The sequence below is a fragment of the Streptomyces vilmorinianum genome, from assembly GCF_005517195.1.
Classification (GTDB): Bacteria; Actinomycetota; Actinomycetes; order Streptomycetales; family Streptomycetaceae; genus Streptomyces; species Streptomyces vilmorinianum.
Map to the genome: position 1 here is coordinate 803,171 of NZ_CP040244.1, position 22,865 is coordinate 826,035.

Below are 22,865 nucleotides of genomic sequence, written 5' to 3' on the forward strand. Positions count from 1 at the left end.
GTACCGGTGAGCACCACCACCGGCCCCGAAGGCCCCGACGCCCTCCTCGGCCCCGCCGACATCCGTGAACTGGCGGCGGCGCTCGGCGTACGCCCCACCAAGCAGCGCGGCCAGAACTTCGTCATCGACGCCAACACGGTCCGGCGGATCGTCCGCACGGCCGAGGTGCGCCCCGACGACGTGGTCGTGGAGGTGGGCCCCGGGCTCGGCTCGCTGACCCTGGCGCTCCTGGAGGCCGCGGACCGGGTGACCGCCGTCGAGATCGACGACGTCCTGGCCGGCGCGCTGCCGGCGACGATCGCGGCCCGCCTGCCGCGGAAGAAGGACCACTTCGCGCTGGTCCACTCCGACGCGATGCACGTCGAGGAGCTGCCCGGCCCGCCGCCCACCGCGCTCGTCGCGAACCTGCCGTACAACGTCGCGGTGCCCGTCCTGCTGCACATGCTGGACCGCTTCCCGACCATCGAGCGGACGCTGGTCATGGTCCAGGCCGAGGTCGCGGACCGGCTCGCGGCCCGGCCCGGGAACAAGGTGTACGGCGTGCCGTCGGTGAAGGCGAACTGGTACGCCGAGGTGAAGCGGGCCGGCGCGATCGGCCGCAACGTCTTCTGGCCGGCGCCGAACGTCGACTCGGGTCTCGTCTCGCTCGTCCGCCGTACGGAACCGGTGGCGACGACCGCCTCCAAGACGGAGGTCTTCGCGGTCGTCGACGCGGCCTTCGCGCAGCGCCGCAAGACCCTGCGGGCCGCGCTCGCCGGCTGGGCGGGCTCGCCCGCGGCGGCCGAGGAGGCCCTGGTGAAGGCCGGGATCTCGCCGCAGGCGCGGGGCGAGGCGCTGACGGTGGAGGAGTTCGCGCGGATCGCGGAGGCGAAGGCGTGAGCGGGGCCGGTACGGAGCGGAACGCGGGTACGGAGCGGGGTACGGGCGCGGAGTTCGGCGCGGGCACGGCACCTGGCACCGGCACGTCGTCCGGCACCGGAACGGCGTCCCGTGGGGCAGGCGTCGGCGGCGCGCACGCGGGTGCTGCCCGGGGCGTCACGGTACGTGTGCCCGCCAAGGTCAACGTCCAGCTGGCGGTCGGCGGGGCGCGGCCCGACGGGTTCCACGACCTGGCGAACGTCTTCCTCGCCGTGTCCCTGTACGACGAGGTGACCGCGACCCCCGCCGAGGAGCTGACGGTGACCTGCGAGGGGCCGGACGCGGACAAGGTCCCGCTGGACCGGACGAACCTCGCCGCGCGGGCGGCGGAACTGCTCGCCGCCCGGCACGGCATCTCCCCGGACGTGCACCTGCACATCGCCAAGGACATCCCGGTGGCCGGCGGCATGGCGGGCGGCAGCGCCGACGGCGCGGGCGCGCTGCTCGCGTGCGACGCGCTGTGGGGTCTGAACGCGCCGCGCGAGGAGCTCCTGGAGATCTGCGCGGAGCTCGGCAGCGATGTGCCGTTCAGCCTCGTCGGCGGGGCGGCGCTCGGCGTCGGGCGCGGCGAGAGGCTGACGGAGCTTCCGGTGGGCGGCGGCTTCCACTGGGTGTTCGCCGTCGCCGACGGGGGGCTCTCGACCCCGGCGGTGTACGGCGAGTTCGACCGGCTCACGGAGGGCGTCACCGTCCCCGAGCCGGTCGCCTCCCCGGACCTCCTGGAGGCCCTCCGCACCGGCGACGCGACCGCCCTGGCCGGAGCCCTCGCGAACGACCTCCAGGCGGCCGCCGTCTCCCTGCGCCCGTCCCTGACGGCGACGCTGGAGGCGGGCACGGCGGCCGGCGCGCTGGCCGCCCTGGTCTCGGGCTCGGGCCCGACGACGGCGTTCCTGGTGAAGGACGAGGAGTCGGCGGAGGCGGTCGCGGCCGCCCTGATCGCCTCCGGCACCTGCCGCACGGCCCGCGTGGCCTCGTCCCCGGCGCCGGGCGCGACGGTTCTCGGCTAGCTAGCTCTTGCCCTTGTTGAGGCGGGCCAGGAGCAGGTTCGGGTCCTTCACGGGGGCGAAGTAGGAAGCGCTCGGTACGTAGACGGTCTCGCCGCGCACCGCCACGGAGGTCGGGTTGGAGAGCCCGTCCTGCCCGGTGAGGACGACCGTGTGGGTGCCGTCGGGGCGTACGAGGGCGAGTTCGCTGTCCATGATCAGGGTGGCGAGGACGGTGTCGTCGTGCCCGGTGAAGGCGAAGTCGTCGATCCAGGTCAGCCCGGTCGCCCGGGTCTCGATGGTCCCGGCGCTCTCGTCGGGGAGGACCGGGATGCGCAGCAGCGTCTGCCGGTCGGTGTTGGACACCCACACGGCGCCGTTGTGGACCTTGATCCCGTTGGCGCCGACGCCGAAGCCGTCGGGGGCGGCCAGGGGCTGGAGCTCGGTTCCCGTGGCCCAGGCCGTGGGCGTGCCGCCTTCCTGCGGGACGCGCCACACGGTTCCGAGGACGGAGTCGGCGACGTAGAACACGCCGCATTTCTCGTCGAGGGCGAGGCTGTTGGGGAGCCCGTCGGCCGGCAGCTCGGCGATCTGGACGGGCGCGCTGCCGCCGGGCTTGATGCGCCAGATGCCGGTCTCGCTCGTTCCGGTGGCGTAGACGACGTAGAGCGTGCCGTCGTGGGCGCGGGCGATCCCCATGGCGGCGGCCGCGCCGATGATGGGCGTGTTCGGGTTCGCCACGGCGGGCAGGGTCGCGACGATCCGCTGTGCCCCGTGCTTGTCGACGTTGGCGACCTGCCGGGCGAAGGACAGGGTCAGGTTCGCGGAGCCGTCGGGTTCGAGGGCGATGTTCTCCGGTGTCTGCCCGAGGGCGAAGTCGAAGTGGGCGACGACGCGCGGGTCCGTCACGGTCGGCTCACCGGCCGAGGTGGGGCCTGACGCGAGCACGGTGAGGGCGACGGTGGCCGTGGCGGCGGCGACCAGGCGGGGGAGTCGGGGCATGGGGCCTCTCCTTGGGGGCGGGCGAGCGGGCGAGCGGGAAGCGGGCGAGCGGGCACGGGGCGCCGGGTGCCCGGCACCAGACGAAACATGACGATGAGTCAGCCCGGGCCGGTGGGAGGCACGGCCGGGGGATCGCCCGCGTGGCCGACGGCGTGGGGCCGGTTGGCGCTGCGTCGGGAAGCGCGCGTACTCAGAGGCCGGTTGAGTATCCGCACCCTGACGGAGGGCCGGGCGCCCGCGGGACCGTACCCCGTATGGGAAACAGCGGAGTCAGCGCTCGGGAACTCGCCGCCGCCACCCCCGCGACGCGGGACCGGTACGTCGATCTGTTGCGGGTCGCCTCGCTCGGGGTCGTGGTGCTCGGCCACTGGCTGATGGCCGTGGTCGACGGCGGCGGGCAGGTGGGCAACCTGCTCGCCGTCGTCCCCGGACTGCAGGTGGTGACCTGGGCGCTCCAGGTCATGCCGGTGTTCTTCTTCGTGGGCGGGTTCTCGCACGCCCTGGCCTACCGCTCCCGTCCCCGGTACGCCGCCTTCCTGCGGGCCCGGCTGCAGCGGCTGCTGCGGCCGACGATGGTGTTCGTCGGGGTCTGGGGGATCGCCGCGCTGGTCATCCAGCTTCTCGGCGGGGACGGCGGCCTGACCGGGGTCGCGCTGCGCCTCGTCACCCAGCCGCTGTGGTTCATCGGGATCTACCTCGCGATGGTGGCGTTCACCCCGCCGCTGCTGACGCTGCACGAGCGGTGGGGCTGGGGCGCGTTCGGGGCGCTCGTGGGCGGCGCGGTCGTCGTGGACGTGGTGCGGTTCGCGGCGGACGTCCCCTTCGTCGAGTTCCTGAACTTCGCGTTCGTGTGGCTGGCGATCCATCAGCTCGGCTTCCTGCGGGCCGACGGGATGATCCGCCTGCCCGGCGTCCTCGCCGGGGCCGGCCTCACCGCCGCCGCGCTCCTCGTCGCCCTCGGCCCGTATCCGCTCTCCATGGTCGGGATGCCCGGCGAGAAGGTCTCCAACATGGCCCCGCCCACCCTGGCCCTCCTGGCGCACGGCCTGTGGCTGGTGGGCGCGGTGGAGCTGCTGAAGGGACCGGGGGCCCGGTTCACCGCGCGGGCGGGCGTCTGGCACAAGGTCGTCGCCGCCAACGGGATCGCGATGACCGCGTTCCTGTGGCACCTGACCGCCATGCTCGGCGTGTACGGCGCGCTCCTCGCCCTCGACGTACGGCTGCCCGCGCCCGCGACCGCCGCCTGGTGGGCCCAGGCGCCGCTCCGTATCGCCGCCGCGGCCGTCCTCACCGCCCTGCTCGTCGCCGCCTTCCGCCGCTTCGAACAGCCTGCCGCGACGGCGCCGGCCGACGGCTCCGCCGCCCTTCCCCCAGCCTCCGGCCGGGGGGACCCCCATCTCGCTTCGCTCGCCGCCCTCGGCGTCACCCTGGCCCTCTTCGGTGTCCTTGGCCTGTCCATGGTCGGCTTCGGCGGCCTCCTGGAAGGCCACTCGGCGACGCTGATCGCGGTCGACGTCACCGCCCCGGCGGCGGTGGGGATGGCCCTGGCGGGCTGGCTCCTGGTCGAACGGGCGGGCCGTGGGCGGAACACCCGAATGTCCTGACGTAGAGTCAGATGTGCGGACGGGAGTGGCTGTTGAAAAGGTCCTGTGTCCATTCGGTGTGCGGGTCCACACCCGGTCTCACCTGCGCGTCGAGGACCGGACCGTGCGCACGCGCCCGTACGCGTACCCCTACGCTGTTGTCCTCCAAACGGTGGATCCGAGCAGTGCGACGGACGGAGTGTGACGGGTGACGGGGGCGAACGGCGCAGAGCTGGTCGGCGAGGTTCTGGGCGGGCGATACCGCGTGACCCGGATGATCGGGCGCGGTGGCATGGGAGTGGTCGCCCGTGCGGTGGACCAGCTGCTGAACCGCGAGGTCGCCGTCAAGGTCCTGCGGGCCTACACCGACGCCTCCCCGGCCGAACTGGCCGATCTGCGGGTCCGGATGCAGCGCGAGGCGCAGGCCGCCGCCCGTATCCGGCACAACGGTGTGGTCACCGTGCACGACGTGGTCGAGGAGCAGGGGCTGCCGGTCATCGTCATGGAGCTCGTCGACGGGCCCTCCCTCGACGACGTGCTGACGCAGCGCGGCCCGCTGGACCCGCGCGAGGCGGCCGCGATCGGCGCCAAGCTGATGGACGCGCTCGACGCGGCCCACCGGGCCGGGGTCCTGCACCGCGACGTCAAGCCCGGCAACGTGCTCCTCGAGCGCACCGGCCGGGTCGTGCTCACCGACTTCGGCATCGCCAGCATGGACACCTCCGGCGACGACGCCATGGCCAAGCTGACCCAGAGCGGTCAGATCGTCGGCTCCCTCGACTATCTGCCGCCGGAGCGCGCCCAGGGCCAGGAACCCGGCGCCGCGTCGGACATCTGGTCGCTCGGCATGACGCTGTACGCGGCCGTGGAGGGCGCCTCGCCCTTCCGCCGTACGTCGGTGTGGTCCACGCTGGCGGCGATCGTCGGCGAACCGCTGCCGGAGCCCGTGCGGTCCGGGCCGCTCACCCCGGTGCTGCGGGCGCTGATGGCCAAGGACCCGCGGGACCGGCCGGATGCCGGGCAGGCGCGCGACATGCTGGAGCGCGTCGCCTCGGGCGGGACGGTGAACCTCGCGTCCGCCGCCCCGGCCCCTGGCCCCGTCACCCCGCCCGGTGCCTTCGGTCCTGCCGCCGCGCCGTTCCACCAGCCCGCTCCGCAGCCCGCAGGGGTCGCCTACACGCCGACCGACCCGCACGGCGGTGTCCCGCAGCCGGGCGGGCAGGCGGGGATGCACGCCGGCATGCAGCCCGGCGTACCCGCCGGTCGCGGCAGCCGCTCCGAGACCCGTACGACGCTCGTCCGCGAGCGGCGGCGCCGCACCCGCACCATCGCAGCGGTGGCGGCCGCCGCCGTGATCGCCGGAGGCGGCGTCGCCTACGCCTTGATGAACCAGGGCGGGGACACGGGCGGCGCAGGGTCGAACGCGGCGCTTCCCGCGGCGAGCACCCCGGCCGACGGCGACATGTCCGGTACGGGCGGTACGGCCGACGGCCCGAGTTCCCCGGGGGACCTGACCTCCATGAGCCCCGGCGAGACGCGGTCCGGCGCCCCCTCGGAGGGGACGGACGCTCCCAAGGGCGACGACAAGGAGCCGGGTCCCACGCCGACATCCGGCGACGACGCCGACAAGCCGACCACGAGCCCGTCCGCCGCCCCGGAGACCACACCCAGCCCCACGGCGAAGGAGCCCACCCCGGTGTCGACGGCCTGCACCGGCTGGGCCCACTCGAACCGCAGCGACGGCTACGGCTACCTGTCCCAGAACTCCCACCTCTACACCGGGCCGTACGCGGACTGCGGCTGGGTGACCCCGGTCAAGGACGGCGTGAAGATCTACTACCACTGCTACGTCACCAATGCCCATGGCAACAAGTGGATCTACGCCCGTATCCAGGGCACGGAGACCGAGGGCTGGGTGTTCGCCGACAAGACCACCGGGGGGAGCGGCGCACTCAACCGCTGCTAGGGGCTGTCTCCTGGATCTTGCCGGGCGTCGCCGTGCCGGCGCGGCCGTCTACCCTTGGACGTCGATCGTCCCCCCGTACAGGAGTCAAAGTGGCCGTCAACCTGGTCAATGTCGAGGCTGTCAGCAAGGTGTACGGCACCCGTGCCCTGCTCGACGGCGTCTCGCTCGGCGTCTCCGAGGGCGACCGGATCGGCGTCGTGGGACGCAACGGTGACGGCAAGACCACCCTCATCCGGATGCTCGCCAAGCTGGAGGAGGCCGACACCGGCCGCGTCACGCACAGTGGCGGGCTGCGGCTCGGCGTGCTCACGCAGCACGACTCGCTCGACCCGAAGGCCACCGTCCGGCACGAGGTCATCGGGGTCATGGCCGACCACGAGTGGGCCGGCAGCGCCAAGATCCGCGACGTGCTCACCGGGCTCTTCGGCGGGCTCGACCTGCCCGGGTTCGAGCACGGGCTCGACACCGTCATCGGGCCTCTCTCCGGTGGCGAGCGGCGCCGGATCGCGCTCGCCAAGCTCCTCATCGAGGACCAGGACCTGATCGTCCTCGACGAGCCGACGAACCACCTCGACGTCGAGGGAATCTCCTGGCTCGCCAAGCACCTCCAGGAGCGCCGCTCCGCGCTCGTCTGCGTCACCCACGACCGCTGGTTCCTCGACCAGGTCTGCACCCGCATGTGGGACGTGCAGCGCGGAGACGTCCACGAGTACGAGGGCGGCTACTCCGACTACGTCTTCGCCCGCGCCGAGCGCGAGCGCATCGCCGCCACCGAGGAGACCAAGCGGCAGAACCTGATGCGCAAGGAGCTGGCCTGGCTGCGGCGCGGCGCCCCCGCCCGTACCTCCAAGCCCCGCTACCGCATCGAGGCCGCCAACGAGCTGATCGCCGACGTGCCGCCGCCGCGCGACACCTCCGAGCTGATGAAGTTCGCCAACGCCCGGCTCGGCAAGACGGTCTTCGACCTGGAGAACGTCACCGTCACCGCCGGCCCGAAGACACTGCTCAAGCACCTCACCTGGCAGCTCGGGCCCGGCGACCGCATCGGTCTGGTCGGCGTCAACGGCGCCGGCAAGACCTCGCTGCTGCGCGCACTCGCCAACGCGGCCGTCAGCCACGGCGACATCCAGCCCGCCGACGGGAAGGTCGTCGTCGGCAAGACCGTACGGCTCGCCTACCTCTCCCAGGACGTCACCGAACTCCCCGCCACGCTGCGGGTCCTGGAGGCCGTCCAGCAGATCCGCGACCGGGTCGACCTCGGCAAGGGCCGGGAGATGACCGCCGGTCAGCTCTGCGAGCAGTTCGGCTTCTCCAAGGAGAAGCAGTGGACGCCGGTCGGCGACCTGTCCGGTGGCGAGCGGCGCCGCCTCCAGCTGCTGCGCCTGCTGATGGACGAGCCGAACGTCCTCTTCCTCGACGAGCCCACCAACGACCTCGACATCGAGACCCTCACCCAGCTGGAGGACCTCCTCGACGGCTGGCCTGGCTCCATGGTCGTCATCTCCCACGACCGGTTCTTCATCGAGCGGACGACGGACCGGACGTTCGCCCTCCTCGGCGACCAGACGCTGCGGATGCTGCCGCGCGGGATCGACGAGTACCTGGAGCGGCGGCAGAAGATGATCGAGGCGTCGGTGCCGACGCCGGCCCCGACGCAGGCGGCCACGCAGCAGAAGCCGGGTCTGTCCGCCGCCGACGCCCGCGCCGCGAAGAAGGAGCTGCAGAAGGTCGAGCGTCAGCTCGACAAGGTCTCCGAGAAGGAGGCCAAGCTGCACGCACAAATCGCCGAAAACGCCACAGACTTCGAGAAGGTGGCGAAGCTCGACGCGGAGCTGCGGGAACTGGCGGGGGAGCGCGAGGAGTTGGAGATGCGCTGGCTGGAACTGGCCGAGGACGCGTAGAGGACTCGTGGAAAACGCGTAACGAGGGCATCACGGGCCGGTCCTCCCTTGGGAACAAGGGGAGGACCGGTCGTTTTTGCGTCAACCCGTGAGTGGTAGAAAGAAAACCCGCTCACATCAAGGGGGAACGCGCTGATGACCCAGCCGCCCAGCAACCAGCCGCCGGGCTTCGGCGCATCGGACCCGAATCAGGGCGGCGTGCCGCCCATGCCTCCGGTCCCGCCGCAGGCTCCGCCGGCCCCGCAGACGCCGCCGCCCGCCGCGCCCGGTCCCTACAACCAGCCGCCGCAGCCCGGTTACGGCTATCCGCAGCAGGCGCCCCAGCCCGGCTACGGATACCCGCAGCAGCAGCCGGGACCGTACGGCCAGCAGCCCGGCCCCTATGGGCTGGGGGCACCTCCCGGGCCGCAGGGCCCAGGGGGACAGCCGGGCCCCTACGGCGGCTACCCCACCCAGCCCCAGTACCCCGCTGCCCCCACCCCCTCCGGAGGCGGCAACCCCTTCAAGGGCAAGCCCGGCGTCATCATCGCCGCGGCGGTGGCCGGACTCCTCGTCATCGGCGGCGGCACCTGGTTCGCCCTCAGCGGTGACGAGGAGGAGAAGCCGGTCGCGAAGCCGACCGCCACCAGCGGCACCCCGAAGCCGAGCGAGTCCATCGACCAGGGCGACGGCAACGGCGACGGGAACGGCCGCAACGGCGAGGACGACCTCAACGCCGGCCGCAAGCCCGGCGAGGCGAAGGTCAACTGGCTGCTCAAGAACAACGTCGACCTGCCCAGGAACGGCGCCGACGTCTTCGGGCCGTGGGTCGTCGGCGACGTCGTCGCCAAGGCGATGTACAAGGGCATCGACGGCTACGGACTCGCCGACGGCGCCTCGAAGTGGCACCTGGACCTGCCCTTCGAGGTGTGCGCCGCCGCCCCCGAGCCCGGCCCCGACGGCACCACGGTCATCGGCGTCAAGGACAAGGCGGGCGACCGGGCCGACTGCACCGTCCTGCAGCAGGTCGACCTGAAGACCGGCAAGGCGGGCTGGAAGAAGGCCCTCGACAAGGGCACCGGCTTCAGCTCCCTCTCCGACATCACGCTCGCCATCAGCGGCAACACGGTGACGGCGGCCGGCACCAACAACTCGTGGGGCTTCTCGCTGAGCGACGGCAAGCAGCTCTTCGCCAAGCCGCCGACCGGAAGCTGCCAGCCCTACGCCTTCGCGGGCGGGCCCAAGCTGATCGCGGCCGCCAGCTGCCGTACCGGCGACGCGAGCAAGAAGCAGGAGCAGATCAGCGAGGTCGACCCGAACACCGGAAAGCCCCGGTGGACGTTCCGTCTCAGCGCGAACTGGGAGGTCGACAAGATCTACTCGGTGAACCCGCTGGTCGTCTCCGCGCAGCAGCGCGAGGAGAAGAAGTGGTCCGTCTTCGCCCTGACGGCGGACGGCAAGCTCCGCTCGAACATCCAGGGCGGCAACGACAAGTACGCCCCCGACTGCGGCGGCTCGTTCATCATCTTCGGCCGGAACCTGCAGGGTTGCGTCGGTGTCGCCGCCGACGCCAACACCTTCTACATGGCCACCGACTCCGGCAGCTACCGCACGGCCAACGCCGTCGTCGCCTTCGACCTGAACACCGGCAAGCAGAAGTGGCGCGCCGCCGCTCCCGCCGAGCGCACGCTCACGCCGCTGGGCATGGAGGGCTCCGAGGTCCTGCTCTACATGAGTCCGCTGTACGACGCGGGCGGCGCGGTCGCCACGCTCGCCCCGACGGGCGGCGCCCCGAAGATCGTGCTGCAGCACCCGGTGTCGACGGCCGAGATCGAGAACGACTACTACGACGCGTCCTACGTCTACTCCAACGGCACCTTCGTCGTGGCCGCCGGCCGCGTCAGCGCCCGCAACGACGCGGAGGAGAAAGAGACCAAGACGATGATGGCCTTCAGCAAGTGACGCCGGTCCGACGCCGATGACCACTCCGAGGCAGCCGGGGCCGCCCGCAGCCCCGGCTGCCCGGAGACACCATCGCGCGCCGGACGGCCGGATCGCCGTCGCCGTCGCCGTCAAGGAGAAGGCGGGCTCGGGGAGCGACCGGTGCCGCCGGCTCCGGACCCGTCCGCCTTTCCCCGCTTCCGATACTCCAGAGGTGCGTACGCCATGACTCAACCCCCACCGCCCCCGCCCAACCAGCCGCCCGGCCCGCCGCCGGGGGGTTTCGGTGCGCCGCAGGACCCCCCGCCGGGAGGTTTCGGCGCGCCGACGCCTCCGCCGCAGCAGCCGTACGGATACCCGCAGCAGCCGCCGGCGCAGCCCCAGCAGCCGTACGGGTACCCCCAGCAGCCGCCGACGCAGCCGCAGTACGGGTACCCGCAGCAGCAGCCGCAGCAGCAGCCGTACGGGTACCCGACCCAGCCGCAGTACCCGCAGGCGCCCCAGCCCGGGCCCTCCGGCGGCAAGAAGCTCTCCACGCAGATGCAGATCGTCATCGCGGCCGTGGTCGCCGTCGTCCTGATCGTCGGCGGCGGCGTCTGGTACGCCACCTCCGGTGACGACGAGCAGCCGGGCAACGCCAAGGGCGGCTCCGGTGCGTCCCAGGGCCAGGGCGGCCAGGGCACGGGCGGCAACGGGCTCGGCGGCAACGGCAAGGAGAAGCCGGCCGCCAACACCCAGGCCAAGCTGTCCTTCCAGCTGCCCCAGCCGAAGGTCGCCGACCTCACCGACATGACCGGCTCCTGGCTCACCGAGAAGGCGTACGTCAAGACGGGCGTCAACTCGATCGTCGGCCACGACCTCGACAAGGGCACCCCGATCTGGACCCTGCCCCTGCCCGGCCAGGTCTGCGGCACCTCGCGCCACGTCTCGGCCGACGGCAAGACGCCGATCCTCTTCGAGGCGACCAAGCGCGTTCCGCCGAAGTACTACCAGAAGTGCACCGAGGTCGGCCTGGTCGACCTGAACAACGGCAAGCTGCTGTGGACGTCTTCGGTCACCGGCGGCTCGGCCGGGGACGAGAAGGTGCGGTTCAGCGAGGTCACGCTGAGCGGCACGACCGTCGCGGCCGGCGGCACTGACGGCGGCGCCGCCTTCGACGTGGCCAACGGCAACCCGCGCTGGAAGCCGCAGACCAACGCCCAGAACTGCTACGACATGGGGTACGGCGGCGGCGAGGGCCTCGTCGCGGCGCGCAAGTGCGGTTCGTACGGCAGCCAGTACGTCGTCATCCAGAACCTCAACCCGACGACGGGCGCGCCGGTCTCCCAGTACAAGATGCCCGCGGGCGTGGAGTACGCCTCGATCGTCTCCTCCAAGCCGCTCGTCGTCGCGGCCGACGTCGGTGACACCGCCGGTGACGGCAGTGGCATCTCCGACTTCTTCTCGATCGACGAGAAGACCGGCAAGCTGAAGGCCAAGATCGCGGCGGACGCGGACCGGTTCGCGGGCCGCTGCCGTTCGACCGAGGTCGAGAACTGCATGAACCTGGTCGTCGGCAACGGGCGGCTGTACGTGCCGACCGAGGAGCACGAGGGCAGCACCGGCGAGTACGGCGACGAGACGAACGAGATCATCGCGTTCGACCTGGCCACCGGGAAGACGGTCGCGGAGAAGGCGGACGCGGGTGACCGGTACACGCTGATGCCGCTGCGGATGGACGGCGGCAACATCATCGCGTACAAGATCCCGCCGTACGACAAGGGCGGCCAGATCGTCTCCATCGACGGCGGCACCATGAAGCCGACGCTCCTGATGGAGAACCCGTCCGACAAGACGGTGCGCGACGCCGAGACGAGCTTCACCCCGAACGGCTCCGAGTTCCTCTACGCCGGGGGCCGGTTCTTCATCTCCCAGGGCCTCGTGAGCAAGACGCGCGAGACCGACTCCCAGTACGGGAAGAAGTACCTGGTGGTCGCCTTCGACGTCACGAGCTGACGGCGGCGGCATGACAGCGGGCCTCTCCGGGCGACCGGAGGGGCCCGCTTTCGTTGTCCGGACCGGGGGTCGGTCCACAGGTGCCAGGTTTGCCGACGTCTCGCCACTTTGCCCACAGCCAGGGGGATTTCGGCCCGGAGGTGGTCTTGTGCCGGAGTTCGGGGAACGTAGAGCGGCAGGAGCGTGTAACTTGCCGGGTCATCGGAGTGGCTGGGGCCGGGGGACGGCTTCAGGGGGGACAGAGGGGTTGCTCGATGGGCGTGCGGCTCATGGTGGTCGACGACCACCGACTGCTCGCCGAGGCGCTCGCCTCGGCGTTGAAACTGCGCGGGCACCGCGTGCTCGCGGCGGCCGCGCCGGTGGCGGGCGCGGCGGAGCTGGTGGTGAGCCGGGCGCCGGAGGTGTGCCTGCTCGGCACGGCCGCCCCGGCCGAGCCGGGCGCCTTCGACCCGATCGTACGGATCAAGCGTGAGCGGCCGCAGGTGGCCGTCGTGGTGCTCGGTCCGGTGCCGTCGCCGCGCGGGATCGCGGCCGCCTTCGCGGCCGGCGCCTCGGGATACGTACGGCACGACGAGCGCATCGAGGGTGTGGAGCGGGCGCTGATCAAGGCGCGGGCGGGGGAGGCGGCGGTGGCGCCGCAGCTCCTCCAGGGGGCCTTCGAGGAGCTCCTCAACCCGGTGGCGCAGCCGGACGACGAGGGGCAGCGGCTGCTGCGGATGCTGACGCCGCGCGAGGTCGAGGTGCTCGTCCGGGTGGCGGAGGGGGAGGACACGCGGCTGATCGCCGCGGGGATGGGGATCGCGCCGAGCACGGCGCGGACGCATGTGCAGCGGGTGCTGATGAAGCTCGGCGTGGGGTCGCGCCTGGAGGCGGCGGCGCTCGCCGCGCGGACGGGGCTTCTGGATCGGGCGCCTGTGCCGGGGGCCCGGAGCGAACGCACCTAGGCCCTGGGGGCCTCCGCAGGGGAACAGTCACCCCCGACGAGGGGTGGCTTGGCGTTGACTCCGATGTTGGATTGTGGTTCCTTGTGCGTGGTTCTGTTTGGTTTCCCGCTGAGGACGACACCCCGTGAAGAAGACCGTCACCACCCTCGCCGACGGGCGCGAGCTCATCTACTACGACGCAGGGGACGACGCCGTCCGCGACGCCGTCGACGCCCGCCCGCTCGACCCCGTCACGTCCGCCTCCGAGGTCCGGTACGACGCGCTCCTCGGGGACTCCGTCGTGATCGCCTCCCACCGGCAGACGCGCACCCACCTCCCGCCCGCCGACGAGTGCCCGCTCTGCCCCTCCCGTGACGGGCGGCAGAGCGAGATCCCCTCGGACGACTACGAGGTCGTCGTCTTCGAGAACCGCTTCCCCTCGCTCAGCGAGCACGCCGGACGCTGCGAGGTCGTCTGCTTCACCTCCGACCACGACGCCTCCTTCGCCGACCTCACCCCCGAGCGGGCCGCGCTCGTGCTCGACGCCTGGACCGACCGGACCGCCGAGCTCGCAGAGCGGGACGGCGTCGAGCAGGTCTACTGCTTCGAGAACCGGGGCGCCGAGATCGGCGTCACCCTCGGCCACCCGCACGGCCAGGTCTACGCGTTCCCGTTCACCACCCCCCGTACCGCCCTGATGCAGCGCCAGGTCGCCGAGCACCACGCGCGCACCGGAGGCAACCTCTTCGACGACCTCGTCGACCGCGAGCGCGCCGACGGCGCCCGCGTGGTCCTGGAGGACGAGCACTGGATCGCCTTCGTGCCCTACGCCGCCCACTGGCCGTACGAGGTCCACCTGTACCCGACCCGGCGGGTGCCCGACCTGCGGGCGCTCGACGACGCCGCCCGCACAGAGTTCCCACAGACCTATCTGGAACTCTTGAAGCGATTCGACCGGATCTTCGGCCCGGACGAGCCGCCGACGCCCTACATCGCCGCCTGGCACCAGGCGCCGTTCACGGACGAGCGGCGGGAGGAGTTCGCTCTGCACCTGGAGCTGTTCACCGTGCGCCGGGCCGTGGGCAAGCTGAAGTACCTTGCGGGCACCGAGTCCGGCATGGGCGCGTTCATGAACGACGTGCCGCCGGAGGCGGCGGCCGAGCGACTGCGAGAGGTGGCGACCAAGTGACGTCGAAGTACCTGGTGACGGGCGGAGCCGGCTACGTCGGCAGTGTGGTCGCCGCGCATCTGCTGGAGGAGGGCCACGAGGTCACCGTCCTCGACGACCTCTCCACCGGCTTCGCCGAGGCCGTCCCGGCGGGGGCCCGGTTCATCGAGGGCCGCATCCAGGACGCCGCCCGGTGGCTGGACGGTTCGTACGACGGCGTCCTGCACTTCGCCGCCTTCTCCCAGGTCGGCGAGTCCGTCGCCAAGCCCGAGAAGTACTGGGAGAACAACGTCGGCGGCACGACGGCGCTGCTCGCCGCCATGCGCGAGGCCGGCGTGCGCAAGCTGGTCTTCTCCTCCACGGCCGCCACCTACGGCGAGCCCGCGTCCGTCCCGATCACCGAGTCCGCGCCCACCGCGCCGACCAGCCCGTACGGCGCCACCAAACTCGCCGTCGACCACATGATCAGAAGCGAGTGCACCGCGCACGGCCTGGCCGCCGTCTCCCTGCGCTACTTCAACGTGGCCGGTGCCTACGGCGGTTGCGGCGAGCGGCACGACCCCGAGTCGCACCTCATCCCGCTCGTCCTCCAGGTCGCCCTCGGCAGGCGCGAGGCGATCAACGTGTACGGGGACGACTACCCGACCCCCGACGGCACCTGCGTCCGCGACTACATCCACGTCGCCGACCTCGCCGAGGCCCATCTCCTCGCCCTGGGCGCCATGACCCCCGGCGAGCACCTGATCTGCAACCTCGGCAACGGCAACGGCTTCTCCGTGCGCGAGGTCGTCGAGACCGTGCGCAAGGTGACCGGACACCCGATCCCCGAGGTCATGGCCGAGCGCCGGGCCGGCGATCCGGCCGTGCTCGTCGCCTCGGCGGAGACCGCCCACGAGCGGCTCGGCTGGAATCCGTCCCGCCCGGACCTGGCGGACATCGTGCGGGACGCGTGGGCGTTCACGAGGGAGAGGGAGCAGCGAGGCGCATGAGCGTACTGGCGGAGTTCGAGGCGCTGTACGGGGTGGAGCCGGAAGGTATCTGGGCCGCCCCCGGGCGGGTGAACCTCATCGGTGAGTACACCGACTTCAACGACGGTTTCGTCATGCCGCTGGCCCTGCCGCACACGGCGGTCGCCGCCGTCGCCCGGCGTACGGACGGCATCCTTCGGGTCCACTCCGCGGACGTCGAGGGCGGAGTCGTCCGGCTCGACGTCGCGTCGCTGGAGCCGCTCTCGGGCACCGACTGGGCCGCGTACCCGGCCGGTGTCGTCTGGGCCCTGCGCGAGGCCGGCCACCCGATCACGGGCGCGGACATCCATCTCACCTCGACCGTGCCGACCGGGGCCGGGCTCTCGTCCTCCGCCGCCCTGGAGGTCGTCACCGCGCTCGCCCTGAACGACCTGTTCGGGCTCGGCCTGAGCCGCCCCGAGCTCGCCGTCCTCGCCCAGCGCGCGGAGAACGCCTTCGTCGGCGTCCCCTGCGGGGTGATGGACCAGATGGCGTCCGCGTGCACGGTCGAGGGGCACGCCCTCTTCCTCGACACCCGCGATCTCTCGTACCGTCAGGTGCCGTTCGACCTCGCCGCGCAGGGGCTGCGGCTCCTGGTGGTGGACACCCGGGTGAAGCACGCGCTCGGCGACGGCGCGTACGCGGAGCGGCGCGCTGGGTGTGAAGCCGGTGCGCGGGCGCTCGGGGTACGCACACTGCGCGAAGTCCCGTACGCGCAACTGCCCGACGCCCTCGCACGTTTGAGTGGCGAACCGGAGTCCGTGCGACGCTGTGTCAGGCACGTGGTCTCGGACAACCACCGGGTCGAGCGGACCATCGCCCTCCTCGACGCCGGGGACACGGCGGCGGTCGGCCCGGTCCTCACCGAGGGCCACGCCTCGCTCCGGGACGATCTGCGGGTCTCCTGCGCCGAGTTGGACCTCGCGGTCGAGGCGGCGAACGCGGCCGGCGCGCTCGGTGCGCGGATGACGGGCGGCGGTTTCGGCGGCTCGGCGATCGTGCTCGTGGCGGAGCGGGACGCGGACGCGGTGGCCGCCGCGGTCGAGAAGGCCTTCGCCGAGGCCGGGTTCACCGCCCCGCGGATCTTCCCCGCCGTGCCCTCGGCGGGTGCCCGGCGCCAGTGAGGATGCCGAACGTCCCCCCGGAATTGTCGACTTCTGTCGCGAACCGACACATGCGGCCCAGCAGTACCCACCGTGTTCGGCCAGTTCCGCAAATCGCCTTCCATGGTGGGCCCTCGCCCGTACTCTGATGCACAGCACCGGTGGGGGCCGGTGCTGATCAGGGGGCGAGAGCCAGTCGGGTACGGCGCCCGGGACGGGGTAACAGTCATGCACGGCGGCGGCCGTGCGATCGACGGACCCGTCCCCGGCGCCGTACCCGCGCCGGTCCGTTCCTCGACACTTGGGGGTGTCCGTGGGTCGTATCCGGGTCCTTGTGGTGGACGACCACCGCATCTTCGCCGAGTCGCTGGCCGCCGCCCTCGCGGCGGAGCCCGACGTCGACGTCTCCGCCGCGGGCAGTGGCCCGGCCGCGCTGCGCTGCCTGGAGCGCGCGGCCGCCGAGGGGCGCCGGTACGACGTGATGCTGGCCGACGCCGACCTGGGCACGGTGACCGGGCCGGCGGCGTCGGTGGCGGTCGCCCGGGTCGTACCGGACACCGGAGAGGGCGTCGTCGACGGCATCTCGCTGGTCGCCGGGGTCCGCTCGCTCCAGCCCGCCGTCCGTACCGTCGTCCTCGCCGAGAAGGACGATCCGCACCGGGCCGCGCTCGCGCTGCAGGCCGGGGCCTCGGGCTGGGTGGCCAAGGACTGCTCGTTGCAGCGGCTGCTCGCCGTGATCCGGGGGGTCCTGCGCGACGAGACGCATCTGCCGCCCGCGCTTCTCACCGGCGTCCTGCGGGAGTTGACGGCCGCCCGCAAGCACCGCACCGAGAGCGAACGGCTCGTGGAGTCGCTGACCCCGCGCGAGCGGGAGGTGCTGCGCTGCATGGTGGCGGGCCTGGGCCGCAAGGCGGTCGCCGAGCGGCTGTTCCTGTCCCCGCACACCGTCCGTACGCATATGCAGAACGTGCTCGGGAAGCTGGGCGTCCACTCCACTCTGGCCGCGGTCGCGCTGGCGCGCAGGGCCGGGGTCGGCCCGGCCGAGCTAGCCGGGGATGTTGTCGAACGGGGCGGTCAGCTGGCGTAGTAGACCGGCCAGTTCGCCGCGCTGGCCGCGGGAGAGCTGGGCCAGGATGGCCCGCTCCTGGGCGAGCAGTCCGGCGAGCGCCTGGTCGGCCCGGTCGCGGCCCTCGGGGGTGAGGCGGACCAGGACCCCGCGCCGGTCGCTGGGGTCGGGGAGCCGCTCGACCAGGCCCTTCTTGGTGAGCCTGTCGATGCGGTTGGTCATGGTGCCCGAGGTGACCAGTGTCTGGGTGAGGAGCTGGCCGGGGGAGAGCTGGTACGGGACGCCGGCCCGGCGCAGTGACGTGAGGACGTCGAACTCCCAGGGCTCCAGCTGGTGCTCGGCGAAGGCGAGCCGACGGGCGCGGTCGAGGTGGCGGGCGAGCCGTGAGACGCGGCTCAGCACCTCGAGCGGTTCCACGTCGAGGTCCGGGCGCTCTCGGCGCCATGCAGCGACCAACCGGTCGACCTCGTCCTCCATGACGATCAGTGTAGAGGGTCTGTTGACATAAAGTCTCTTGACGTCAAGATATAGTCGGCTGGACTATGGGGAAGGACCGGGCCGGAACCTTGTTCCGCTTCGGCAGCTCGTTCCAGCAAGGGGGCTCGAACATGCATTCCGCACCATCGTCCGCATCCGTCTCACCGACGTGGGATCCGCAGCAGTACCTCCGCCACTCCGGCCACCGCACGCGCCCGTTTCTCGATCTGCTCGCCCGAATAGAGCATCTCCCCACCCAAGACCGCCCCGCCCGGATCGCCGATCTGGGCTGTGGCCCGGGCAATGTGACCGTCCAGCTCGCCGACCGCTGGCCCGACGCCCACATCACCGGCTTCGACCTCTCGCCCGACATGCTGGAACGAGCGGAGAAGGACTGGGCCGGCACGACCGCGGGCGGCGGCTGGATCGACTTCCGGCCGGCCGACGCCGCGCACTGGACCCCCGAAGAGCCCTACGACCTGATCGTCTCCAACGCCGCACTCCAGTGGGTCCCGAACCATCCCGAGTCCTTCGCCCCCTGGATCGACGGCCTCAAGCCCGGCGGAACGCTCGCCTTCCAGGTCCCGGGCAATTTCGTCTCGCCCAGCCACGCCCTGCTCGGCGAGCTCTGCGACACCCCTCAATGGCGCGACCGCCTCGACGGCGAGGGCCGCCGCTTCGTCCATGTCCTCGACCCGGCCGACTACCTCAACCGCCTGGTGGACCTCGGCTGCGAGACCGATGTCTGGGAGACCACCTACTCACAGCTCCTGCAGGGCGCCGACCCGGTACTCGACTGGGTGAAGGGCACGGCACTGCGCCCCGTACTGACGGCACTGGAGGGCGACCAGGAGGCGACGGACGCCTTCCTGACCCAGTACCGCGACCTGCTGCGGGAGGCGTATCCGCCGGGGCCGCACGGCACGGTCTTCCCGTTCCGCCGCATCTTCGCGGTGGCGAGGAAGGCGCCATGACGCACGGGCGCCCCGCACCGGAGACCCGGTGCGGGGCGCCCTTCGTGCGGGGCCCGGGAGGGCGTTACGACATGGTGTTGTAGATCTTGTAGCCGTAGCCGATCTTGACCCGGGGGCTGAGCGTGCCCTGGCCGGTACCACCGAGGTAGCGGTAGAGGTCGCCCGTCGAGGTCACGCCGAGAAGGTCACCCTTGCCGTCACCGTTGAGGTCGCCCGGGGCGACCAGCTTGGTGTACGTGTTCCAGCCGGTGCCGATCTGCAGCCGGCCCTTGAACGCGTAGCCGGCCTGACCCGTGCCCGGGTACAGGTACAGCGCGCCGCCCGGGGTACGGGCCACGATGTCGCTCAGACCGTCGTTGGTGAGGTCGCCCGCACCGACGATCCGGTCGTACCCGCCCCAGCCGGCACCGATCTTGATCCGGGTCTGGAAGCCGGTGCCCGAGGGGTGGGAGCGGTACAGGTACAGGTTGCCGGAGCGGTCACGCGCCAGCAGGTCGCCCCTGCCGTCACCGCTCAGGTCACCGGGACCGAACACGTGGTTGTAGATGTCCCAGCCGGCGCCGATGTAGTCACCGTTGACCCAGAGGCGGCCGCCGTAGACCTCCGCGATCTCGGACGTGCCGTCCGCGTTGAGGTCCGAGGAGTGGATGACGGTCGTCCCGGCCCAGCCGCCGGTGTCGCTGATCTGCTCGCGGGCGGTGAGCGTGCCCGTGTACATCGTGCCGTACCAGAAGAGCGTGCCCTGGGTGTCGCGCGCCAGGACCCCGTCCTTGCCGGTGTGCGGGTTGTTGCCCGCGCCGCCGAACTGCGCGATGCCCGCCCAGTCGCCGGCCCCGCTGATCTGCTCACGGGCGTTGAAGCGGCCCGTGCCGGTGCCCGTGTACTGCCACAGCGAGCCGTCCTGGCCGCGGGCGAGCAGGTCGCCGAAGCCGTCGCCACTGAAGTCGTCGATACCGATGACCTGGTTGTACGTGTTCCAGCCGGTACCGATGTCCGTACGCGCCTTGAACGGCGCGGCCGTGTTGCCCGTGCTGCCGTAGTAGAAGAGGGCACCGGAAGGCGCGCGGGCGATGATGTCGGCCAGGCCGTCACCGTCGTTGTCGCCGAGGCCCACCAGGTGGTCGTAGACCCCCCAGCCGCCGCCGACCAGGACGCGCGCCTTGAAGGGGACGGCCGGGTTGCCCGTGGCCACGTACAGGTACAGCTCGCCGTTGGGCTGGCGGGCCAGCAGGTCCGCCTTCCCGTCGCCGCTGACGTCACCCGGCGAGAAGACCTTGTTGTAGATCGTCCAGCCGGCACCGGACCAGCGGAAGTTCCCGTAGGTGTCGGTGGCGTCCCCGTAGAGGGAGAGCGTGCCGGTCTGCGACAGCATGAGGACCTCGGGGCTGCCCGTGCCGTCCCCGTCCTGGTCGCCGATCGGGATGATGTCCTTCACCAACGTCGTGGCACCGTCGTTGCGGTAGAACGCGCCGCCCGCGGCCGTGGTCGGGACGGTGTAGACGTTGCCGTCGGCTGCGCGGAAGATCAGGTCGCTCGTGCCGTCACCGTCGAAGTCGGAACGCAGCGGCTGGGTACCGGCCACGGTCGCCCCGGCGATCCCGGCGCGAGCGCTTTCCTTCTTCGGGAGGTCCGGCTTCGCCGGCAGGGTGAAGGCGGGCTCGGTCCTCTCGGCGGTGGGACGCGGCGCCGGGTCGGCGGCCGACGCGGGAGCCGCCAGCAGCATGCCGGCGGAGAGAACAAGAGCGGTGCAGGCCGCGATACGGCGTGCACGGGTGGACTGCACAGAACGCAAGATCCCCCCCAGGGATCGGAAAAATCAACGGACCGGGTACGAGGGGTCCGCGACGCGTTCGTACGGCAGAAAACGCGTACGAACGGCGAACACCCCCCCGGATGTGGAGGGGAGCATACCGCTGTTCGACGACAGGTGATCAACGGATTTCCCCGGCAGCCGGATCCCGCCCCGGCTGCCGGGATCACGCCTTGCGGGTGGGACGGCCCCGCGGCCGGGATCACGCCTTGCGGTGCCCTATCAGCCGCGGCTTCTGCTCCAGGCCGTCCAGGCCGTGCCACGCCAGATTCACCAGGTGAGCCGCGACCTCAGCCTTCTTCGGCTTGCGCACGTCCAGCCACCACTGGCCCGTCAGCGCCACACTGCCCACCAGGGCCTGCGCGTACAGCGGGGCCAGCTTCGGGTCGAAGCCGCGGGCCTTGAACTCCAGGCCCAGGATGTCCTCGACCTGCGTGGCGATGTCGCTGATCAGCGAGGCGAAGGTGCCGGTCGACTGGGCCACCGGCGAGTCGCGGACCAGGATCCGGAAGCCGTCCGTGTACCGCTCGATGTAGTCGAGCAGCGCGAAGGCGGCCTGCTCCAGGAGCTCACGGGGATGGCCGGCGGTCAGCGCCCCGGTCACCATGTCGAGCAGCTGGCGCATCTCCCGGTCGACCACGACCGCGTACAGCCCCTCCTTGCCGCCGAAGTGCTCGTACACCACCGGCTTGGAGACCCCGGCCTTCGCCGCGATCTCCTCCACCGACGTGCCCTCGAAGCCCTTCTCGGCGAAGAGCGTCCGGCCGATGTCCAGCAGCTGCTCCCGGCGCTCCGCGCCCGTCATCCTCACCCGGCGGCCACGCCGGGGTTTGTTCTCGCTGCTGCTACTGCCGTCGATCGCCACGTTCTCCATCATGCCGCGTCGATGGGCTCGCCCCGGCGGCGGGCTTCGATCCGGGCGGCGTTCGGCCAGCGCACGTCCGACGCCCAGCCCAGCAGCTCGAACCAGCGGATCAGGCGCGCGCTGGAGTCGACCTGGCCGCGCAGCACCCCGTGCCGCGCCGAGGTCGGGTCCGCGTGGTGCAGGTTGTGCCAGGACTCGCCGCAGGACAGCACGGCCAGCCACCACACGTTGCCCGAGCGGTCACGGGACTTGAAGGGGCGCTTGCCGACCGCGTGGCAGATCGAGTTGATCGACCAGGTGACGTGGTGCAGCAGCGCGACCCGGACCAGCGAGCCCCAGAAGAACGCCGTGAACGCGCCCCACCAGGACATCGTCACCAGACCGCCGACCAGCGGCGGGATCGCCAGGGACAGGATCGTCCAGAACACGAACTGCCGCGAGATCGCCCGGATCGCCGGGTCCTTGATCAGATCCGGCGCGTACTTGTGCTGCGGCGTCTGCTCCTCGTCGAACATCCAGCCGATGTGCGCCCACCACAGGCCCTTCAGGAGCGCCGGCACGGTCTCGCCGTAGCGCCACGGCGAGTGCGGGTCGCCCTCCGCGTCGGAGAACTTGTGGTGCTTGCGATGGTCCGCCACCCACCGCACCAGCGGGCCCTCCACCGCGAGCGAGCCCATGACCGCCAGCGCGATCCGCAGCGGCCGCTTGGCCTTGAAGGAGCCGTGGGTGAAATAGCGGTGGAAGCCGATCGTGATGCCGTGGCAGCCGATGTAGTACATCGCCACCAGCAGGCCCAGATCGAGCCAGCTCACTCCCCAGCCCCAGGCCAGCGGCACCGCCGCGAGCAGCGCCAGGAAGGGCACCGTGATGAACAGCAGCAGCGTGATCTGCTCGATCGAACGCTTGTTGTCCCCGCCGAGTGTGGCGGAGGGCAGATCCTGGGCGGTGGCCGTGGGTTCGAGCACCTCGGGGCTTGAGGTCATGGGTGTCCCCTGGGGGGTGAGGGTGAGGGAAAGGAAGCCGTGGCTACGGGACCGTAACCTACGGCGACGTAAGTATGGCAGCGCAAAGGCGCGCGGCAAGAGGGCACAAGGAGGGGCGTGAGCTGCGCCGCGGAAATGGACACCTATCCTGGGGGCGTCGGACAGCGCGGTCCGCAAGCCTCCAGTACCCCTCCAGACGTGCTCAAACACTGCAAGGAGCC

At 71.8% G+C, this 22,865-nt stretch carries 18 protein-coding genes; 13 read left to right on the top strand and 5 right to left on the bottom strand.

Translation table 11 applies throughout. The features are described from left to right. Positions 1-6: 6 nt before the first annotated feature. Both rsmA and FDM97_RS03975 read left to right on the top strand, forming a co-directional pair. Positions 7-879 (top strand): 16S rRNA (adenine(1518)-N(6)/adenine(1519)-N(6))-dimethyltransferase RsmA, encoded by an 873-nt coding sequence (gene rsmA, locus FDM97_RS03970; protein WP_137988880.1) that lies wholly within the window; start codon positions 7-9, stop codon positions 877-879. Further along, on the top strand, positions 876-1,925 hold the full coding sequence (locus FDM97_RS03975; RefSeq protein WP_137988881.1) for a 4-(cytidine 5'-diphospho)-2-C-methyl-D-erythritol kinase: 1,050 nt from the start codon (positions 876-878) through the stop codon (positions 1,923-1,925). Before rsmA ends, FDM97_RS03975 begins: the two co-directional genes overlap by 4 nt. Here FDM97_RS03975 and FDM97_RS03980 read toward each other — a convergent pair whose 3' ends face one another. Next, positions 1,926-2,903 (bottom strand): SMP-30/gluconolactonase/LRE family protein, encoded by a 978-nt coding sequence (locus FDM97_RS03980; protein ID WP_137988882.1) that lies wholly within the window; start codon positions 2,901-2,903, stop codon positions 1,926-1,928. 254 nt (positions 2,904-3,157) lie between these two features. On the opposite strand from FDM97_RS03980, the gene FDM97_RS03985 reads away from it, so the two are divergent. The 10 genes from FDM97_RS03985 to FDM97_RS04030 all read left to right on the top strand — a co-directional run bounded on the left by FDM97_RS03985 (position 3,158) and on the right by FDM97_RS04030 (position 17,556). Further along, positions 3,158-4,507, top strand: coding sequence for an acyltransferase family protein (locus FDM97_RS03985; RefSeq protein ID WP_137988883.1), 1,350 nt, complete (start codon positions 3,158-3,160; stop codon positions 4,505-4,507). A 253-nt stretch (positions 4,508-4,760) separates the two neighbouring features. Further along, positions 4,761-6,452 carry a serine/threonine-protein kinase gene (locus FDM97_RS03990; RefSeq protein WP_137994642.1) on the top strand — a complete coding sequence of 564 codons (1,692 nt, stop codon included), beginning with the start codon at positions 4,761-4,763 and terminating at the stop codon, positions 6,450-6,452. Between the two features lie 89 nt (positions 6,453-6,541). Beyond that, a complete protein-coding gene (locus FDM97_RS03995; protein WP_137988884.1) occupies positions 6,542-8,353 on the top strand; it encodes an ABC-F family ATP-binding cassette domain-containing protein in 1,812 nt (603 codons plus the stop codon). A 135-nt stretch (positions 8,354-8,488) separates the two neighbouring features. After that, positions 8,489-10,294: an outer membrane protein assembly factor BamB family protein gene (locus FDM97_RS04000; RefSeq protein WP_137988885.1), complete on the top strand. Its 1,806-nt coding sequence runs from the start codon at positions 8,489-8,491 to the stop codon at positions 10,292-10,294. Positions 10,295-10,498: 204 nt separating this feature from the next. Then, positions 10,499-12,268, top strand: a complete 1,770-nt coding sequence (locus FDM97_RS04005; protein ID WP_137988886.1) for an outer membrane protein assembly factor BamB family protein — start codon at positions 10,499-10,501, stop codon at positions 12,266-12,268. Positions 12,269-12,522: 254 nt separating this feature from the next. Next, positions 12,523-13,212: a helix-turn-helix transcriptional regulator gene (locus FDM97_RS04010; RefSeq protein ID WP_137988887.1), complete on the top strand. Its 690-nt coding sequence runs from the start codon at positions 12,523-12,525 to the stop codon at positions 13,210-13,212. Between the two features lie 124 nt (positions 13,213-13,336). Next, a complete protein-coding gene (gene galT / locus FDM97_RS04015) occupies positions 13,337-14,380 on the top strand; it encodes a galactose-1-phosphate uridylyltransferase (protein ID WP_137988888.1) in 1,044 nt (347 codons plus the stop codon). Next, positions 14,377-15,348 carry a UDP-glucose 4-epimerase GalE gene (galE, locus tag FDM97_RS04020; protein WP_137988889.1) on the top strand — a complete coding sequence of 324 codons (972 nt, stop codon included), beginning with the start codon at positions 14,377-14,379 and terminating at the stop codon, positions 15,346-15,348. The genes galT and galE overlap by 4 nt, the downstream gene beginning before the upstream one ends. Then, positions 15,345-16,490 (top strand): galactokinase, encoded by a 1,146-nt coding sequence (galK, locus tag FDM97_RS04025; RefSeq protein WP_137988890.1) that lies wholly within the window; start codon positions 15,345-15,347, stop codon positions 16,488-16,490. Before galE ends, galK begins: the two co-directional genes overlap by 4 nt. Before the next feature lie 292 nt (positions 16,491-16,782). Continuing rightward, positions 16,783-17,556 carry a response regulator transcription factor gene (locus tag FDM97_RS04030; protein ID WP_137988891.1) on the top strand — a complete coding sequence of 258 codons (774 nt, stop codon included), beginning with the start codon at positions 16,783-16,785 and terminating at the stop codon, positions 17,554-17,556. On the opposite strand, the gene FDM97_RS04035 is transcribed toward FDM97_RS04030, so the two are convergent. Then, complete coding sequence (locus FDM97_RS04035; protein ID WP_137988892.1) at positions 17,515-18,012, bottom strand: MarR family winged helix-turn-helix transcriptional regulator; 498 nt, start codon at positions 18,010-18,012, stop codon at positions 17,515-17,517. The two genes, FDM97_RS04030 and FDM97_RS04035, sit on opposite strands and share 42 nt — an antisense overlap. A 131-nt stretch (positions 18,013-18,143) precedes the next feature. Here FDM97_RS04035 and FDM97_RS04040 point away from each other — a divergent pair, with 131 nt between their 5' ends. Continuing rightward, positions 18,144-18,986, top strand: coding sequence for a trans-aconitate 2-methyltransferase (locus tag FDM97_RS04040; RefSeq protein ID WP_137988893.1), 843 nt, complete (start codon positions 18,144-18,146; stop codon positions 18,984-18,986). Between the two features lie 64 nt (positions 18,987-19,050). On the opposite strand, the gene FDM97_RS04045 is transcribed toward FDM97_RS04040, so the two are convergent. From FDM97_RS04045 to FDM97_RS04055, 3 genes are all read right to left on the bottom strand, one after another. Next, positions 19,051-20,769 carry an FG-GAP-like repeat-containing protein gene (locus FDM97_RS04045; protein ID WP_254705489.1) on the bottom strand — a complete coding sequence of 573 codons (1,719 nt, stop codon included), beginning with the start codon at positions 20,767-20,769 and terminating at the stop codon, positions 19,051-19,053. A 229-nt stretch (positions 20,770-20,998) separates the two neighbouring features. Next, positions 20,999-21,673: a TetR/AcrR family transcriptional regulator gene (locus tag FDM97_RS04050; protein WP_175439029.1), complete on the bottom strand. Its 675-nt coding sequence runs from the start codon at positions 21,671-21,673 to the stop codon at positions 20,999-21,001. Further along, positions 21,670-22,644, bottom strand: a complete 975-nt coding sequence (locus tag FDM97_RS04055) for an acyl-CoA desaturase (protein ID WP_137988894.1) — start codon at positions 22,642-22,644, stop codon at positions 21,670-21,672. The genes FDM97_RS04050 and FDM97_RS04055 overlap by 4 nt, the downstream gene beginning before the upstream one ends. Positions 22,645-22,865 lie beyond the last annotated feature (221 nt).

What these genes read in the sequence shown, in the direction of transcription:
- FDM97_RS04000 (WP_137988885.1), top strand. Translation starts at nt 8,489, where the DNA reads ATGACCCAGCCGCCCAGCAACCAGCCGCCGGGCTTCGGCGCATCGGAC.
- FDM97_RS04050 (WP_175439029.1), bottom strand. Translation starts at nt 21,673, where the DNA reads ATGATGGAGAACGTGGCGATCGACGGCAGTAGCAGCAGCGAGAACAAA.
- FDM97_RS04040 (WP_137988893.1), top strand. Translation starts at nt 18,144, where the DNA reads ATGCATTCCGCACCATCGTCCGCATCCGTCTCACCGACGTGGGATCCG.
- FDM97_RS03985 (WP_137988883.1), top strand. Translation starts at nt 3,158, where the DNA reads ATGGGAAACAGCGGAGTCAGCGCTCGGGAACTCGCCGCCGCCACCCCC.
- FDM97_RS04055 (WP_137988894.1), bottom strand. Translation starts at nt 22,644, where the DNA reads ATGACCTCAAGCCCCGAGGTGCTCGAACCCACGGCCACCGCCCAGGAT.
- galK (WP_137988890.1), top strand. Translation starts at nt 15,345, where the DNA reads ATGAGCGTACTGGCGGAGTTCGAGGCGCTGTACGGGGTGGAGCCGGAA.
- FDM97_RS04010 (WP_137988887.1), top strand. Translation starts at nt 12,523, where the DNA reads ATGGGCGTGCGGCTCATGGTGGTCGACGACCACCGACTGCTCGCCGAG.
- FDM97_RS03990 (WP_137994642.1), top strand. Translation starts at nt 4,761, where the DNA reads ATGATCGGGCGCGGTGGCATGGGAGTGGTCGCCCGTGCGGTGGACCAG.
- FDM97_RS04005 (WP_137988886.1), top strand. Translation starts at nt 10,499, where the DNA reads ATGACTCAACCCCCACCGCCCCCGCCCAACCAGCCGCCCGGCCCGCCG.
- FDM97_RS04035 (WP_137988892.1), bottom strand. Translation starts at nt 18,012, where the DNA reads ATGGAGGACGAGGTCGACCGGTTGGTCGCTGCATGGCGCCGAGAGCGC.
- FDM97_RS03980 (WP_137988882.1), bottom strand. Translation starts at nt 2,903, where the DNA reads ATGCCCCGACTCCCCCGCCTGGTCGCCGCCGCCACGGCCACCGTCGCC.